Source organism: Ruegeria sp. AA3 (assembly GCF_056542905.1).
This window is the reverse complement of record NZ_JBQGAQ010000005.1, coordinates 250,041-266,139: the sequence shown is the minus strand read 5'-3', so window position 1 is coordinate 266,139 and position 16,099 is coordinate 250,041. Positions and strand designations below refer to the sequence as shown.

Annotated in this window: 17 protein-coding genes; 9 read left to right on the top strand and 8 right to left on the bottom strand. The window is 57.7% G+C overall.

Features of this window, described 5'->3' with window-relative positions; genetic code table 11:
- Positions 1-65 precede the first annotated feature (65 nt).
- Positions 66-488: a tellurite resistance TerB family protein gene (locus ACR0JR_RS11465; RefSeq protein WP_170771819.1), complete on the top strand. Its 423-nt coding sequence runs from the start codon at positions 66-68 to the stop codon at positions 486-488.
- Here the strand turns inward: ACR0JR_RS11465 and dacB are convergent.
- From dacB to ACR0JR_RS11450, 3 genes are all read right to left on the bottom strand, one after another.
- Positions 485-1,963, bottom strand: coding sequence for a D-alanyl-D-alanine carboxypeptidase/D-alanyl-D-alanine endopeptidase (dacB, locus tag ACR0JR_RS11460; RefSeq protein ID WP_480456244.1), 1,479 nt, complete (start codon positions 1,961-1,963; stop codon positions 485-487). The two genes, ACR0JR_RS11465 and dacB, sit on opposite strands and share 4 nt — an antisense overlap.
- 67 nt (positions 1,964-2,030) lie before the next feature.
- Positions 2,031-2,651, bottom strand: coding sequence for a nicotinate-nucleotide adenylyltransferase (locus ACR0JR_RS11455; protein WP_480456243.1), 621 nt, complete (start codon positions 2,649-2,651; stop codon positions 2,031-2,033).
- Between the two features lie 32 nt (positions 2,652-2,683).
- Positions 2,684-3,151 carry an MOSC domain-containing protein gene (locus ACR0JR_RS11450; protein ID WP_480456242.1) on the bottom strand — a complete coding sequence of 156 codons (468 nt, stop codon included), beginning with the start codon at positions 3,149-3,151 and terminating at the stop codon, positions 2,684-2,686.
- Positions 3,152-3,253: 102 nt separating this feature from the next.
- On the opposite strand from ACR0JR_RS11450, the gene ACR0JR_RS11445 reads away from it, so the two are divergent.
- From ACR0JR_RS11445 to ACR0JR_RS11435, 3 genes are all read left to right on the top strand, one after another.
- A complete protein-coding gene (locus ACR0JR_RS11445) occupies positions 3,254-4,627 on the top strand; it encodes a KAP family P-loop NTPase fold protein (protein ID WP_480456240.1) in 1,374 nt (457 codons plus the stop codon).
- A gap of 85 nt (positions 4,628-4,712) precedes the next feature.
- On the top strand, positions 4,713-6,380 hold the full coding sequence (ettA, locus tag ACR0JR_RS11440; protein WP_480456239.1) for an energy-dependent translational throttle protein EttA: 1,668 nt from the start codon (positions 4,713-4,715) through the stop codon (positions 6,378-6,380).
- A gap of 42 nt (positions 6,381-6,422) precedes the next feature.
- On the top strand, positions 6,423-7,088 hold the full coding sequence (locus ACR0JR_RS11435) for a hypothetical protein (RefSeq protein ID WP_480456238.1): 666 nt from the start codon (positions 6,423-6,425) through the stop codon (positions 7,086-7,088).
- 172 nt (positions 7,089-7,260) lie between these two features.
- Here ACR0JR_RS11435 and ACR0JR_RS11430 read toward each other — a convergent pair whose 3' ends face one another.
- A complete protein-coding gene (locus ACR0JR_RS11430) occupies positions 7,261-7,809 on the bottom strand; it encodes an REP-associated tyrosine transposase (RefSeq protein ID WP_480456237.1) in 549 nt (182 codons plus the stop codon).
- 327 nt (positions 7,810-8,136) lie between these two features.
- Between ACR0JR_RS11430 and ACR0JR_RS11425 the strand changes: the two genes are divergently transcribed.
- Together ACR0JR_RS11425 and ACR0JR_RS11420 are read left to right on the top strand one after the other, a co-directional pair.
- Entirely contained in the window at positions 8,137-8,343 is a 207-nt protein-coding gene (locus ACR0JR_RS11425; protein ID WP_010442474.1) for a cold-shock protein, read from the top strand.
- 167 nt (positions 8,344-8,510) lie between these two features.
- Positions 8,511-9,065 carry a L,D-transpeptidase gene (locus ACR0JR_RS11420; protein WP_170544429.1) on the top strand — a complete coding sequence of 185 codons (555 nt, stop codon included), beginning with the start codon at positions 8,511-8,513 and terminating at the stop codon, positions 9,063-9,065.
- Here ACR0JR_RS11420 and ACR0JR_RS11415 read toward each other — a convergent pair.
- Entirely contained in the window at positions 9,062-9,676 is a 615-nt protein-coding gene (locus ACR0JR_RS11415) for an SOS response-associated peptidase (RefSeq protein WP_480456236.1), read from the bottom strand. The genes ACR0JR_RS11420 and ACR0JR_RS11415 overlap by 4 nt on opposite strands.
- A 9-nt stretch (positions 9,677-9,685) precedes the next feature.
- Positions 9,686-10,270, bottom strand: a complete 585-nt coding sequence (locus ACR0JR_RS11410) for an arylesterase (RefSeq protein WP_480456235.1) — start codon at positions 10,268-10,270, stop codon at positions 9,686-9,688.
- Between the two features lie 105 nt (positions 10,271-10,375).
- On the opposite strand from ACR0JR_RS11410, the gene ACR0JR_RS11405 reads away from it, so the two are divergent.
- Together ACR0JR_RS11405 and ACR0JR_RS11400 are read left to right on the top strand one after the other, a co-directional pair.
- The gene (locus ACR0JR_RS11405) at positions 10,376-11,071 is read left to right on the top strand and encodes an ABC transporter ATP-binding protein (protein ID WP_170544437.1); all 696 of its coding nucleotides are present in this window, start codon (positions 10,376-10,378) and stop codon (positions 11,069-11,071) included.
- The gene (locus ACR0JR_RS11400; RefSeq protein WP_480456234.1) at positions 11,068-13,596 is read left to right on the top strand and encodes an ABC transporter permease; all 2,529 of its coding nucleotides are present in this window, start codon (positions 11,068-11,070) and stop codon (positions 13,594-13,596) included. Before ACR0JR_RS11405 ends, ACR0JR_RS11400 begins: the two co-directional genes overlap by 4 nt.
- A gap of 2 nt (positions 13,597-13,598) precedes the next feature.
- Here the strand turns inward: ACR0JR_RS11400 and ACR0JR_RS11395 are convergent, their stop codons facing one another.
- On the bottom strand, positions 13,599-14,045 hold the full coding sequence (locus ACR0JR_RS11395; RefSeq protein WP_480456233.1) for an RrF2 family transcriptional regulator: 447 nt from the start codon (positions 14,043-14,045) through the stop codon (positions 13,599-13,601).
- 94 nt (positions 14,046-14,139) lie between these two features.
- Here ACR0JR_RS11395 and ACR0JR_RS11390 point away from each other — a divergent pair, with 94 nt between their 5' ends.
- Positions 14,140-14,751, top strand: coding sequence for a gamma-glutamylcyclotransferase family protein (locus tag ACR0JR_RS11390; protein ID WP_480456232.1), 612 nt, complete (start codon positions 14,140-14,142; stop codon positions 14,749-14,751).
- 15 nt (positions 14,752-14,766) lie between these two features.
- On the opposite strand, the gene gltX is transcribed toward ACR0JR_RS11390, so the two are convergent.
- Positions 14,767-16,092 (bottom strand): glutamate--tRNA ligase, encoded by a 1,326-nt coding sequence (gltX, locus tag ACR0JR_RS11385; protein ID WP_480456231.1) that lies wholly within the window; start codon positions 16,090-16,092, stop codon positions 14,767-14,769.
- Positions 16,093-16,099 lie beyond the last annotated feature (7 nt).

Here is a 16,099-nt window from a genome sequence, read left to right as displayed (position 1 = left end):
AGCTGTTGAACCTCTTCGTTCCCCCTCCTATCGTGCGCCTGCACAAAATCAATTAGGACGACCCTATGACCGAGCAGATCCCACATCCCATGTCCCCGCAGGATTGCCTTGTGGCGATCATGGTGGCGGTTTCCGCCTCGGACGAAAACATCCGAACCGCAGAGCTGGTCAAGATCGAAGGCGCGGTGAACATGCTGCCGGTGTTTGCAGGCTACGATATCGACCGCACGCGCCGTGTCTCGCAAATCGTATTTGACCTGTTCGAGCAGGAAGACGGGCTGGATGCCCTTTTTGGTCTGATCCGTGAAAACCTGCCCGAGCGACTAAACGAAACAGCATACGCGCTCGCTTGTGACGTCGCCGCCGCGGATGGCACTCTGGCCGAAACCGAACTGCGCCTGCTGGAAGAAATCCGGTACGAGCTGAGCATCGACCGCCTGCACGCCGCCGCCATCGAACGCGGGGCCCGGGCGCGGCATACAACCTAACTGCCGTAGAGCGCACCCCAGCGCTCAATCAGATTGCGTTGCAATTTGCGGGACCGACGGTTCCAGGGCCGCGCGCCGTCCGGGCGCTCGCGCGATGCTCGCGGGATCGTGGCGCGGTGCGCGGTATCGGCGGTGAAGATCGCAAAGGCCAGATCAACTCCATCTGCCGTTGTCATATAACCCCCAAGACCCGAGACGAAGTTCAACGTCCCCGTCTTTGCGTCGACCTTGATCGGATGATCCTTGACCGGCTGCCCATTTTTGTCGGCCAGCGTAAAGGACCGAAGCAATGGCCGCAGCTCCTCTGATTGCCCCGCAGCTACCAGCGTCTTGACCAGACCGGCGGGGGCCATGCGCGACGCTCCGCTAAGGCCGGAATGATCGACCATCGCGATCCCATTCGCACCAAAGCGCGCGGCCGCCCAGCGGTTCATTTCAGTGGCGGACTCTTCAAGGCTCTGCGGTGCAACCCCGCGCGCTTTGGTCGCCGCCAGGCCCACCATTTCAGCGGTTATATTGGTCGAATATCTCAGCATTCCCTTCAGGATGCTTTCCAACGGATCGCTCTGATGCACCACCAGCGTGGTCCCTTGCGGTGCTTGCCGCGTTACCTGAACCCGGCCCAGCACGATCCCGTTCACCCGTGCCAGCGTGCGGAACACGTCCCCAGCATAAAGCGCAGGCTTGCGCACCGGCAGCCAGCGTGCCCCGCCATTGCCCAGCGCCCCTTTGGCGACGGTCCAACGATCCTGCCGCGCGCTTGGCTGATAGGTGTAAATCGGCAGACTGCGATTCTCGACTCGCATCGATGCCATATCCACCGACGGCGTGTAACTTGCGCTGCGCGCATCCATGGTCACGCCATAGCCGGTGCCCTCGCGTTTCCACTCGAAATGCACGCGGTTGAAGTTCAGGGAAATCCCGCTGATCGACGGGCTATAGCCCAGATGATCCGGCTGCCCCGGGTCGATGCTGAAGACGTAAGGCAGCGCACCATCATAGACTTTGAAAGCGCCCCGAACCTCGGTGATTCCGGCCTTGCGCAGATTGGCTGCCATGGTGGCCAGTGCGTCTGTATCCAGCAGTGGATCCCCACTACCTGCAAGGATCAGGTCGCCTTTCAGAATGCCATTCTCGATCGGTCCATCCGCGATCAAGGTGGTTTCAAACCGATGCTCCGACCCCAGCACATCCAGCGCGTAAAGCGCGGTCAACGCCTTGGCGACACTGGCGGGCGGCAGGCTTTGGCCTTCGCCATATACCTCCAGCGGGGTTCCGGTTTCAACGTCGGCCACGGCAAAGACAACTTCGCCCCTCAGCCCCGCCGCTTTAACCAGCCGCTCGGCCCCGCTGGGCTGCGGCCCGCGCAGCACAGGACGCAAGGATACCAAAGGCGCCTCGGCCAGACCCGTGCCCGGAACCAGAGACGCCCCTAATCCACCCAGAAACAAACGACGCGAAATACGATCAACCATGGGTCTAATAGAATCCCAGAGCTTAAATGCAGACAATCACTAGATTAAGATTATGCGCCAAGAGGAGTCATTCCGGCAACACCTCATCGCTCCAGCCTCCGCGCTTGCGCAACTCGGTCGAGCTGAGATCTACCATCGGCACATTCACAAAACACCAGGCCGGAGCCTGCGCCCGCCCCAGCAAATGCCGCGCCTGCCCGTCTATGCGATATTTTGCATAAAGCCGCGCCGCCGGTGACATCCGGGCCGAAATTCGGTCCCCCGGCCGCGCCACAACGCCCACCGGCACACTGTCCATGATCTGCCGCCAGTCTTTCCAGCGATGAAACTGCGCCAGATTATCCGCACCCATCAGCCAAACGAACCGCACTTGAGGATAAAGGTGCCGTAACGCCGCCAGCGTATCCGCCGTCGACCGCGTCCCCGTCAGCGCCTCGATATCCGTGACCTCAACACGCGGATGCTGCATTACAGCGCGTGCCGCCATCATCCGCCGCGCCAGAGGTGCAGGTCCCCGCTCCTTAAGAGGGTTCCCCGGAGACACCAGCCACCACACCCGATCCAGCCCGAACGCCTTCATCGCCTCGCGCGTCACATGCACATGGCCCTGATGCGGAGGATCAAACGACCCCCCGAACAACCCCACGACCTGACCGGGCCGTGCATATGGTATGGTACTGCGCTGCATTCCTTGCTGATGTTCAGAACTGAGGCGGCTTGTCAATCAACCGGTCGCACAACATCACCCAACCTAACCGGTCCGGGCTGTACGACCTCAGCACACCAGCCACCATGGCCCCGTACGGCTGAGTAACCGCCCTTGCCAAGCGCTTCTTCCATTCGACTGCATGGCGCGCAGATCACGGTGAAACGTAGAATCGCTGCGCCAACCTGAATCTCGCGACCTTTGAGCGCCGCCAGATTGATCCCTGAAACCACCATATTGCGCCGCAGGATTTCCGGCGCAATTGGTTTTCGGCCCAGAAACGCCCCTATCGCCGCCAGATGCTCTTGCTGGATCAGTGTTACAGCCCGTTTGCCCGCTCGGCTACGATCACCATCAAGGCCAAGGGTGGAGATCATGGCTTCTTCCACAACCTCCATCCCAGTCCGCCGTACGGGTCTGAGACCGATCCATTCCACGCGACCGGGCTGAGCCCAACCCGCGATGAGATTTTTCAGAGACATATCGGGCCCTTCCTGCACCATACCCCCCTCATCTAGCAGTCTGGTCCTTTCACACACAGACGCTAAGAGTAGCGCTGATAGATTTGTGAATAGGAGAAAGATATGCGCCTGACCATTCCAGAGCCCAAGATCAAACTCTACGAAGACGGGTTCACCGAGCACGACAAACTCTCGCGAAAAACAACAGGTGATAAGCTTTCAGAATTGGTTGAACGGATCGACGAACCGCTGGTGATAGCTTTGGACGGAGCGTGGGGGTCTGGCAAATCATTCTTCCTGAAATGCTGGGTTGGAGAGCATTTGAAGCGCGAAGGGAATACGACCCAAACCGTCTATTTCGACGCATTCAAACATGACTTTCTAGACGATCCTTTAATTGCGCTGACCGGAGCGATTGCCGAACGGTTTGAAGAGTCTGGTAACAAAACCGCCCAAAAGGCTTGGGATAAAGCTAAACGAGTGGCTCCTGCTCTTGGTCGGGCAATTATTCGTGCCGGGGTTTCAGTCGCCACAGCGGGTCTCGTGAATAAAGCAGACGAATTGGCGGATGCCGCAATTGAAACTGCTTCACGCGAACTTGACGGAGCTGTTGCCGAATTCTGGAAAAGAGAAAGCGGAAAACGGGTTGCGATGGAAAGCTTTCGTCAAGCGTTGGTCGACTTGACCAAACCAGATGCGAGTGGAACGCCAACGCAAAAGATGATCGTTGTGATTGACGAGTTGGACCGTTGCAGACCGGATTTTGCGCTTTCTACCTTAGAGACTATCAAACACTTCTTCAACGTTGCAGGTATCCACTTTGTACTGGGCGTCAATATGATGGAGTTACAGAATTCGGTTCGTGCGCGATATGGTGGGCAAACAAACGCAAGCGGATACCTACAAAAATTTATGCAAGTTCAATTTGAACTACCGGTTGAATCAAGAAGGTCTGCGGCTCCCACGCTGCCAAACTTCTTGAACTACGTATCCGATCTGACCAATTGCAACGATACTCAAGGAATTGGCCTTTTGAGCCTATACACAGACATCAACCTGGTTGCTCGTCAACTGACGCTTCGCGATATAGAAAGGCTGTGCACTCTGGCAGCCACTACTACTCCAATAAACACGGAATGGGGCGGTAAATACGCGACTTGGTTGATACCGGGATTGCTCATTCTCAAAATCAAAAAACCCGAACTGTATTCAGCATTACGTGACGGAAAATTACCAATTGAAGAAGTGTTTGAACAAATTGGATTGACTGAACTTGAAAACAAACAAGGAAGCCCAGAGCGCCCTACCAAATACTACTTTCTGAGAATGGTGTGGCGTTACTATTTGGAGCCTAGTTTTAATAGCACCGCGGTGGTGCTCAGCAAGGTCAAGGACCCCGAAAAGAGCTTTGTGCCAGAAGACTTGCGGGGTGTGCCGCGCAGTGAGCTTCTCGCCACATATATTAACGAATACCTTGAAGTCTTCCGACCAGTCTGAGTTCTTTAATTCGTGTCATTGCCCCCACCAACCGCATCCGCTATCACACCGCCCAACTCAATTTCCCCGACCCAGAGGACGCGACATGGCCGCCTATCAATATGTCTACCACATGCAGGGTGTCTCCAAGACCTATCCCGGTGGCAAGAAGTGCTTTGAAAACATCCACCTGAGCTTTCTGCCCGGCGTGAAAATCGGTGTTGTCGGCGTCAACGGCGCGGGCAAATCGACGCTGATGAAGATCATGGCGGGTCTCGACACCGATTTCACCGGTGAGGCCTGGGCCGCCGAAGGCGCCAAGGTCGGCTATCTGCCGCAGGAACCGCAACTGGATGAATCGCTCACCGTCCGCGAAAACGTCATGCTGGGCGTGGCCGCGAAAAAGGCCAAGGTCGACCGCTTCAACGAAATCGCCATGGAGATCGCCGAGAACTACTCGGACGAGCTGATGGAAGAGATGACCACCCTGCAGGACGCCATCGACGCCGAAAACCTGTGGGATCTCGATAGTCAGATCGACGTCTCGATGGAGGCGCTGCGCTGCCCGCCCGATGACGCCAACATCGCCAACCTCTCGGGCGGTGAGAAGCGTCGCGTGGCGCTCTGCAAACTGCTGCTCGAAGCGCCCGACATGCTGCTGCTCGACGAACCGACCAACCACCTGGACGCCGAGACCATCGCCTGGCTGCAACAGCACCTGATCGACTACAAGGGCACCATCCTGATCGTCACCCACGACCGCTATTTCCTGGATGACATCACCGGCTGGATCCTCGAACTCGACCGAGGCCGCGGCATTCCCTACGAGGGCAACTATTCCGCGTGGCTGGAACAAAAGGCCAAACGGCTGGAGCAGGAAGCCCGTGAGGACAAGTCCAAGCAGAAGACCCTGCAACGCGAATTGGAATGGATGCGTCAGGGCCAGAAGGCCCGTCAGGCCAAATCCAAGGCCCGGATCAACGCCTATAACGAACTAGCCGAGCAGTCCGAACGCGAAAAGCTGACCCGCGCCCAGATCGTCATCCCCAACGGCCAGCGCCTTGGCGGCAAGGTGATCGAGGTTGAAGGCCTGTCGAAGCATATGGGCGACAAGCAACTGATCGAAGGGCTGGATTTTGCCCTGCCCCCTGGCGGCATCGTCGGCGTCATTGGCCCCAACGGTGCCGGTAAATCGACGCTGTTCAAGATGCTGACCGGTCAGGAGCAGCCCGACAGCGGCACCATAACGCTGGGCGACACGGTCGAGCTGTCCTATGTCGACCAGTCCCGCGACGACCTGAAAGACAACGACACCGTGTGGGAGGCGATCACCGGCGGCGCCGAGATCATCCAATTGGGCGACGCGCAGGTCAATTCCCGCGCCTATTGCTCGTCCTTCAACTTCAAGGGCGGCGACCAGCAGAAGAAGGTCTCGCTGCTGTCGGGTGGTGAGCGCAATCGCGTCCACATGGCCCGCCTGCTGAAAGAGGGCGGCAACGTCCTGCTGCTCGACGAACCGACCAACGATCTGGACGTGGAAACCCTGCGCGCACTGGAAGACGCGCTAGTCGATTTCGCCGGCTGCGCTGTTGTGATCTCACACGACCGCTTCTTCCTCGACCGCATCTGCACGCATATTCTTGCGTTCGAAGGCGATGCCCATGTGGAATGGTTCGAGGGCAACTTCGAGCATTACGAAGAGGACAAAAAGCGCCGTCTGGGACCCGACGCGCTGGAGCCCAAGCGGTTGAAGCATAAGAAGTTTGCGCGGTGATTTCTGCTTGAAATCAGTGTTCTAAGTTCCCATTTGAGGTTTATGAACACTGCATTTCGTTTTGCAAAATGGTCGCTGGCAGCAATTGGTGTGCTAGCGACTTTCATAGGCTTGTATGAGTATTTTTGGGCTACAAGAACTGCGCCCTACCTCAATACGCACATTACCTCCTGTTCGCCTGATCAAGTAAGCGACGACTTCGGCAATCGCGAAGCTGAAAGGCAAGAATTTCTTCAGTTCTTGAATGATAATGCATGGTCTCTAGTGGTGCTCGATCTCATTATTGATCATGATGGATGCGACCACCCTGATGCGATCTATTTTTCCGATGAGTTCCCTGAAATTGTAGAGTTCGAATTGGGATACGATAAGCGCTATTCTCCGACTTTGGGCAACCATCGAGAGTTTAGACAAGTCGGGGATTTTCATGACAGATCGTGGTATTCAACAGTCAGATTCGAGCAAAAGCGTTTCTTTGAAGACGTGCTTGCCAACAGTAGTTTTGGTGACGACCATGGTGCACACGGCATCGTGGGTGTCTTCTTTATTTCGAACATGAGTGACGAAGAAGACACTAATCGCTATGTCATTGTCCCTGTCCGATATTCGACAAACAATGCGCTAGTATTCTCATGCACCGTAGCCATCGAAAGTTCTTTCTATGGGCTTAATCGCTTGAGTTCGTATGTGTCCGAATGTCTGCTTTGAAATAGCAAACTCAGGATGGGTGCTCGCACCCATCGTTTAAACTTGTAGGCCGGGCTTCAGCCCGGTACCGCGCGCGACATCGGTAACAAATTGCATTAAAACCCCTCAATCGACCCAAGGCTCATGGTGAATGCCGGGCTGAAGCCCGGCCTACAAAATTCGGATATCCGTCCTATGGCTCTCCGAACGTGCCCTCGGCGACCAAACCACTCCATTCTGGATCAACCCGACCCGCACGAATATCGCGATGGATTGACGAATACGGCCAATCGGTCGGGCGCTCGACCAACCCATGTTTGACCGGATTCCCCCAACAATACGCCATATCATTGCGGTAATCCGTTTCATCCCGAATGGTGTGCTCCCAAAACCGGCGCTGCCAAATCCCGGCATCCCCTTTCGCAATTTTCGAATCCGTGCGTAGGGTGGGGTTCCACCCCACCACTCCCGACGCCTTCGCCCCGCGCGTAAACCGCACCTTAATCGCACCCCACCGCTTCGAATAATCCGCATCCCCCGGCGGCAAGGTCCACATCGCGTGCAAATGATCCGGCAACACAACAAACGCATCGCACCAGAACTGCCGCTCCCTCTGGGTCACCGCAAAGGCAGCGCGCAAATGCTCCACCTCGCGCACCAGCAAATCCGACGACCGGTCGGCCAAAGACACAGTGAAAAAATACTTGGCTCCGGGAATGCGGACGCGTCGGTAATCGCTCATGTCGCAACTTGATCATGACGAGGGTTAACGGATTCTGAATACCACTCCGACGCGCCAGATAAATAACCGGGTCTTATCAAAGGTCCGCAAACTAATAACCAAAACCATCGGCGGATTCTTGTACAAATCAGACGATTGCCCCTCAAACCCCTGTACAAACCGTACAATCCGCCCTTGCCACACAGCCTGACCGATGCCATATCCAAGAGGCTTACGTTTTTCTATTTCGACCCACTGTCTCCTTCTACGGCGCTCAGTCACTCGATCCAGACTACGACGCCAGGCTGCCGCAACTCCGTGGGCAGCACCAAACAGGAGACAACGGATATGCCCGCAGGCACCGTAAAATGGTTCAACACCACCAAAGGCTACGGCTTTATCGCACCCGAAGATGGCGGCAAAGACATCTTCGTACACATCTCGGCTGTAGAGCGTTCGGGCCTCACCGGTCTGGCCGACAACCAGAAAGTCACGTACGAGCTGCGCGCTGGTCGTGACGGCCGCGAAAGCGCCGACAATATCGAACTGGCCTAAGCCGTTCAAAGGGCGGGATTTTTCCCGCCCACCCCGCTATGCCCGCGTTGTGTGTGTGGCATAGGGAATACATCACAATCGGGTTATCCCTCCCCGGTGATTGACCAAATCCGCTATCATTCCAAAACTAGCGTTATGATTTCTTTGGTCATTTGAGGGATGTCACCATGTTCACACGCCGTGTCTTTCTGGCCGGTACTGCTGTCAGCCTGCTGCCGGGCGTCGCCAGCGCCAAGAAAGCGGTCGAGTATGATCCGACGCCGCAATTCGTGCGCATCAAAAAGCAATTTCAACCCGGTCAGTTGCTGGTCGCGCCGCGATCCTTTTACCTTTATTATGTAACCGAGCCGCGCAAAGCGATCCGCTATGGCTGCGGCGTCGGCAAAGCCGGACTGGAGTTCACCGGCTCGGCCACCATTGACGTCAAGAAAGAATGGCCGACCTGGCGACCCACCGAAGAGATGATTGAGCGGGACCCTGTCACCTATGCCAAGTTCAAAGACAATGATTATGTCCAGCCCGGCGGCGGAGACAATCCTCTGGGCGCGCGCGCGCTGTATCTGTTTCAGAACGGGGTGGACACGTATTTCCGAATTCACGGCACAACGCAGCCGCAGACCATCGGTCATGCAGTGTCAAATGGATGCATTCGGATGCTGAATGAGCATGTGATCGATCTGTATAACAGAGTTCCTATCGGCACGGTGGTCACAGTGGTCTAAGCCCCCGACCAATCGACGTCGTCAGCTTGTTCGATCATCAACCGACCTTCGGGCCAAGGGCGCGCCAAACTCTGCGCCTCGTCTTCAGACCCATGCAACCAACGCTGAACGTCCCGCGGCTCCAGCAGCACTCCCATTCGGTGATGGATCGGCTTTACATCAGCATTGGGTTCGCATGTCACCGCTGCAACCTGATCCACGCGTAGCCCACCCGGGGCTTCCCAAGTGTCGGTGATCGCAGCGAATAGCAGTGGAGCCCCGTCCTTGGCGGCAATCCGCCAGGCCGTTTTGTGGCGCTTCTCTCCGGTCCACTCGTACCAGCCATCAACAGGGATGATTGCGCGCCCGACCCCTTTGAAGGCGCTCTTGTCAAAAACCGTCTCGGAGCGCGCGTTTACGATGGTCTCCATCACCGGTCGTCCACGCGCATTGACCCTGCCAACCGGGATAATCCCCCATCGCATGGCCTTTAACCCATCACCAGTCTGTACGATCACTTCTTGACCCGGCTGAATGTTTCTGCGTGCTGGCTGAGGCCCAAGACTGTCTTTCACATTCAAAAACAGAGCGATCTCGCCAATTGGTCGTGTGAGGAAAAACCGGCCGGGCATCGCGTACTCCTATTCGGCAACACGCTCCGCAAGCGCCAAGACAAAGGGGCCCAGCGTGTCAACGATCAGCGCGACGCCTTGGGCACTTGGATGGATACCATCAGATTGCATGAACTGGCGCGCGGCCGCCGGATCGCCTTCGGTTGTGAGCCCGTCAAAAAAGCTTTCCGCATAGATGGCATCATATTTCTGAGCCAGTTCCGGATACATGGCGTCGAAACTCTGCTTGTAATCGGCTCCGTAATTACCAGGCGCCTGCATTCCAATTATTAGTACCTCGACATCCGCGGCCTCTGCAGCACGCAGTATTGTCTCGAGGTTTGATCGGGCAACGCTCGGATCGATGCCACGCAACAGATCATTGCCGCCAAGTGCAACAATCATGCCGTCGACCTCTGGTGTCAGGGTCCAGTCAACGCGGGCAGCGCCCCCTGCGGTCGTATCTCCGGAAACACCGGCATTGATCAAACGAACCTCCGCACCTTCTTCCTGAAGCCAACGCTGCAGTTGCGGCACGAACCCGTCTTGTTCCGGCAGCCCATATCCTTGTGTTAGGGAATCTCCGAGCGCAGCAATCACAACTGGCTCTGCCATCGCTGCAATTCCGCAACAGATGAACGCGCCTGAGATCAAACCCTTGTGTAGCTTCTGTTTCACGCCATATCCCAATGGACTGTACCCCTCTCGATGGCCTGATCAATGACGACACCTGTTCTTACGCTCCAAGATGCCGCATTATCGCTGGATGGCAATGCCGGAAGGGTGGATATTCTGCACGACATCTCTCTGTCTGTGAAACAGGGCGAGACGCTGGGGTTGGTCGGTCCGTCCGGCTCAGGGAAATCCTCACTGCTAATGCTGATGGGTGGGTTGGAACAAGCCACCGACGGCCGCGTCACGGTATTAGGCCATGATCTGACGGAAATGAGTGAGGATGCACTTGCCCGGTTTCGTCGTGAATCAATGGGTGTGGTGTTTCAGAATTTTCACCTGATCCCGACGATGACCGCGCTTGAGAACGTCGCCACCCCGCTCGAACTTGCAGGGCACAAGGATGCTTTCAAGCGCGCTGAGGCCGAGCTAGAGGCTGTGGGGCTGTCACATCGAAGCGATCACTACCCGGCGCAATTGTCAGGTGGCGAGCAGCAACGTGTGGCGCTGGCCCGCGCGTCGGCCCCACGCCCTAAGATTTTGCTGGCAGACGAACCCACAGGAAATCTGGACGAAGCCAACGGTGCGGCGATCATAGATCTGTTGTTCGGTCTACGCGACCGGCATGGTGCCACCCTGGTTCTGGTCACGCATAGCCACACACTGGCGCAGAAATGCGACCGCGTTGTGCGGTTGCGGGATGGACGCATCGCTGAAGAGTCGCAGCGCGAGGCAGCCGAATGAGCCTGCGTCTGGCAGGACGACTGGCACGGCGCGAACTCCGCGGTGGGCTACGTGGATTTCGGGTGTTTCTGGCTTGTCTGGCCTTGGGCGTTGCAGCGATTGCCGCGGTCGGCATGGTCCGCCAAGCAATCCAGACCGGCCTTCAGCAAGAGGGCGCATCGCTACTGGGCGGGGATGCGCAACTGGAATTCACCTATCGCTTTGCCAATGATCAGGAACGCGCGTGGATGGAAAAAACCGCACATGCGGTTTCAGAGGTTGTTGATTTTCGGTCTATGGCCGTAACGGGAAACGGGACGAACACGCAACGTGGGCTGACTCAGGTTAAGGCTGTGGATGACGCTTATCCGCTGTTAGGTTCGGCGATCCTTGAACCTGAACTTACTCTGACCGATGCCTTTGCAGGTGTCGATGGGCTGCCTGGTGCAGTCATGGCCCCCTCTCTGATTGACCTCCTAAACCTGATGGTTGGCGAACAGTTTGAACTTGGCACGCAGAGATTTGTTCTGATGGCCTCGTTAGAGCACGAACCTGACGGCGCGGCTGATGGGTTCTCGCTTGGGCCGCGCACATTGGTCCGGACAGAAGATCTGCAGTCCTCCGGCCTGTTGGCGCCGGGCACGTTGTTCTCCACTAAATACAGGTTGGGCCTGGCTCAGACTGCCAAATTGGATGCGCTGTCGCTGGAAGCGAAGCAGGCCTTCGAGGGGACCGGCATGCGCTGGACCGACGCTCGCAACGGTGCGCCGGGAATATCTGAATTCGTAGGCCGCCTCAGCGCGTTTCTGGTTCTGGTGGGCCTGTCGGGATTGACCGTTGGCGGGATCGGGGTGTCTGCTGCCGTGCGAGCCTATCTTTCCCAAAAGACAGAGACGATTGCGACATTGCGCACGTTGGGCGCTGATCGGGCGACAATCTTTCAGACCTATATGATTCAGATCGCCGTTCTGTCGAGCATCGGTATTATCATGGGCTTGGTCCTGGGCGGGGTGCTGCCGCTGCTACTGGCCCCCGTAATCGAAACGCAATTGCCAATCCCCGCAGTCTTCTCGCTTTATCCGCAGCCACTGTTCGAGGCCGCACTTTATGGTGTGCTGACCGCGTTCCTGTTCACACTCTGGCCGCTGGCCAGAACCGAGGAGGTGCGCGCAGCAACCTTGTTTCGGGATGCGCTAACATCGGCGCGCAGTTTCCCGCGCCTGATCTATGTCGTAGCGACCGCTATTGGCTTGGCCGCACTGATCGGAGCCGCTGCATGGTTCAGTGGTTCAACCCGATTGACCCTCTGGACCAGCGCAGGGTTGGCCGGGGCGCTTACTTTGCTGGCCCTTTCTGCCTTTGCCATTCGCAAATTGGCCCGCGCGGGCGCGCCTTGGACCAGAGGCCGCCCTGCCCTGCGGTGGGCCTTGTCCGCCATTTCTGACCCACGCGAAGGGGCAGCGTCGGTGGTTCTGTCCCTTGGGCTCGGCCTGTCGGTCCTCGCAGCGGTGGGACAAATCGACGGCACCCTGCGCAATGCGATCTCGGGGAACCTGCCAGAAGTGGCACCCTCATATTTCTTCGTCGATATCCAGAAGGATCAGATGCCCGGGTTCAGCGAACGTCTCGACACTGACCCCGCCGTCAGTCGGGTAGAAAGCGCTCCAATGCTGCGCGGGATCATTACCAAGATCAATGGCCAACCCGCGCGAGAGATTGCAGGCGATCACTGGGTTCTGGACGGCGACCGGGGCGTGACCTATTCCGCCCAACCGCCGCAGAATGCCCGCGTGACCGACGGAGCGTGGTGGCCCGAAGATTACAGCGGCCCTCCACAAGTCAGCTTTGCCGCCGAGGAGGCTGCTGAGATGGGGCTTAAACTTGGGGATGAACTCACGGTCAATATCCTTGGCCGCGATATCACTGCTGAACTGACCTCATTACGCGAAGTTGATTTTTCGACCGCTGGAATGGGATTTGTCATGTCGATGAATCCCTCCGCGCTGGCGAGCGCGCCGCATAGCTTCATCGCAACGGTTTATGCCGAAGAGCAGGCCGAAGCCGCCATCCTGCGCGATCTGGCGGGGCAATATCCCAACATCACGGCGGTCCGCGTCCGCGATGCCATTGACCGGGTCTCTGGTTTGCTGGCGGGCCTGGCAGCAGCTACCTCGTATGGCGCAGGCGTGTCCCTGCTGACCGGTTTTCTGGTGTTGATCGGTGCTGCCGCCGCAGGCGAGCCAGCGCGCAGATATGAAGCGGCGATCCTCAAAACTCTAGGCGCGGACCGGGGCCGCATCCTGCGCAGTTTTGCCTTGCGAGCTATTCTGTTGGGGGCCGCTGCCGGATGTGTCGCCCTGTTGACCGGTATTTTGGGCGGCTGGGCCGTGGCCACTTATATCTTCGACACAGATTTCGCGATTATCTGGTCATCCGCGCTCGGGATCGTTATCGCGGGCGTCGCGGTAACGCTTGGCGCGGGGATGCTCTTCGCGCTGCGCCCGCTTTCAGTGCGTCCGGCGCGCATTCTTCGCGCCACTGACTAAGTTCAACGCACGCACGCGACGGGCTGAAGTATCTTCAGCAACTGGTCGTTGTCACAAACCAACGCATCAAGCGTGATTTCGTCTAAGGACGCATAAAACACCTCAGCCGCATCCTGCAGCGCCAATCGCAAGCGGCATGCATCGGTCAGCGGGCATGTATTGTCTGCATCCGCAAAACACTCGGCAATCGGTAATCCACCTTCAACATGACGGAACACAGACCCGACCCGGATCTGATCTGCCGAGCGGGCCAGCGTCATGCCGCCATTGCGGCCACGTTGGGTACTGAGATAATCCAACTGGCTAAGCTGGTTGATCACCTGCGCCAGATGGTTCTCGGAGATGTTGCAGACTTCTGCAATCTCAGCCTTAGTAACCAGCCGACCCTGATGCGCGGCACAATACATCAATACGCGCACCGCGATATTCGTCCGTTTGGTAATCCGCATGAGGGCCTCCCGAATCTCAAGATGAAGCCTTATTGCATGTTCTGTAAAAAGACTGTTTGACATACATCAATCGTCAAAGAAGGACACGACCCGCATGGCAGACCCCTATTTCTTCGGCTATGGCAGCCTCGTGAACCTGTCGACGCACGATTTTCCCGACCCGCGCCCGGCGCGTCTGAAGGGCTGGCGGAGGGCGTGGCGGCACACCAATCTGCGCCCGGTCGCCTTTCTGACTGCGATTCCAGATCCCTTGTCAGAAATCGACGGCATGATCGCTCACGTGCCCAAAAACGACTGGGCCGCGCTGGATGAACGGGAATGGGCCTATGAACGCGTGCCTGCCACGCGATCAGTCTCCCATACGCTGACGCAGGAGGCAGAAATCGCCGTCTACGCTGTGCCCCATGACCGCCATACAGCGCCCAGCAATCACCATCCGCTGCTGCTGAGCTATGTCGATGTCGTGGTGCAGGGGTACCTGAGGGCATTTGGATCGGACGGCGCTGATCGCTTCTTTGCCACAACCGATGGCTGGGACGCGCCGATTTTGAATGATCGTGCCGAACCGCGATATCCGCGTCATCAGCAACTCAATCCCACCGAGACTGAATTCGTGAACGACCGTCTGAAGCGCGTATCGGCTCGTATTTTGCAGCCCGGAGACCAAAGAAAGGCAGGCGAACTGCCTGCCTCCTTCGTGTTTTAAGATACTCTCTGCGGGTCAGCCCCGCGCGCGGATCACCTGCAGCAGCGGCAGCAAGGTCGCCATCTCGGGCCCGCGCTCCATTCCGGTCAGCGCTTTGCGCAGCGGCATGAACAGGCCTTTGCCCTTACGGCCCGTGGCCTCTTTCACCGCCTTGGTCCAATTCCCCCAGGTATCCGCGTCGAACGGACCTTCGGGCAGCAGGGCCACCGCCTCTGCTATGAATTCACGATCTTCATCTGCGATCAGAGGTTCGGCCCCATCGCGGCAAAGATCCCACCAGCCTTTGAGATCGCTCAAGGTGGTGATGTTTTCACGCGCCATGGTCCAGAAAGGTTCTGCCAGTTCATCCGGAACACCCGCCTCCGCAACGGCATCCGCAACTTCGGCCAGAGGCAGCGATTGCAGGTGCTTCGCCGTCAGCGGGAACAGGTCCTGCGCGTCGAACTTGGTTGGTGCCGCGCCAAAACGGTTGATGTCGAACCCGTCGATCAGCTCGGACATCTCAGCACGCAGCTCAACCGGATCAGAAGAACCCAGACGCGCCATCAGGCTCAGCAGGGCCATTGGCTGCACGCCCTGCTCTCGCAGATCACGCAAGGCCAGTGTGCCCAGACGTTTAGACAGGGCCTCACCCTGCGGGCCTGTCAACAGAGAGTGATGCGCAAAGCGTGGGCAGGTGCCGCCCAATGCTTCGATGATCTGAATCTGCGTCGCTGTGTTGGTGACATGGTCCGAACCACGCACCACGTCGGTCACGCCCATCTCGGTATCATCGACCACGGACGCAATCGTATAGAGAACCTGACCATCACCCCGGATCAGCACCGGGTCGGATACCGAGGCGGCATCGATCGAGATGTCGCCCAAAATGCCATCGTTCCATTCGATACGCTCGTGGTTCAGTTTGAACCGCCAGACGCCATTGCCGCGCTCGGCGCGCAGCGCCTCTTTCTCGGCGTCGCTGAGGTTCAGCGCGGCACGGTCATAGACCGGCGGCTTGCCCATGTTCAGTTGTTTCTTGCGCTTCAGGTCCAGCTCGGTCGGCGTTTCGAACGCCTCATAGAACCGACCCATCGCGCGCAGCTTGTCCGCAGCTTCGGCATAGCGGTCCAGCCGCTCTGACTGACGCTCGACCCGGTCCCAATGCAGGCCCAGCCATTCCAGGTCCTGCTTGATCGCGTCGACATATTCTTCCTTCGACCGCTCGGGATCGGTGTCATCGATACGCAGGATGAACGTACCGCCTGCTTTGCGGGCGATCAGATAATTCATCAGGGCGGTGCGCAGGTTGCCCACATGGATGTAACCGGTGGGCGACGGGGCGAAACGGGTCGTGGTCATGGAAGTC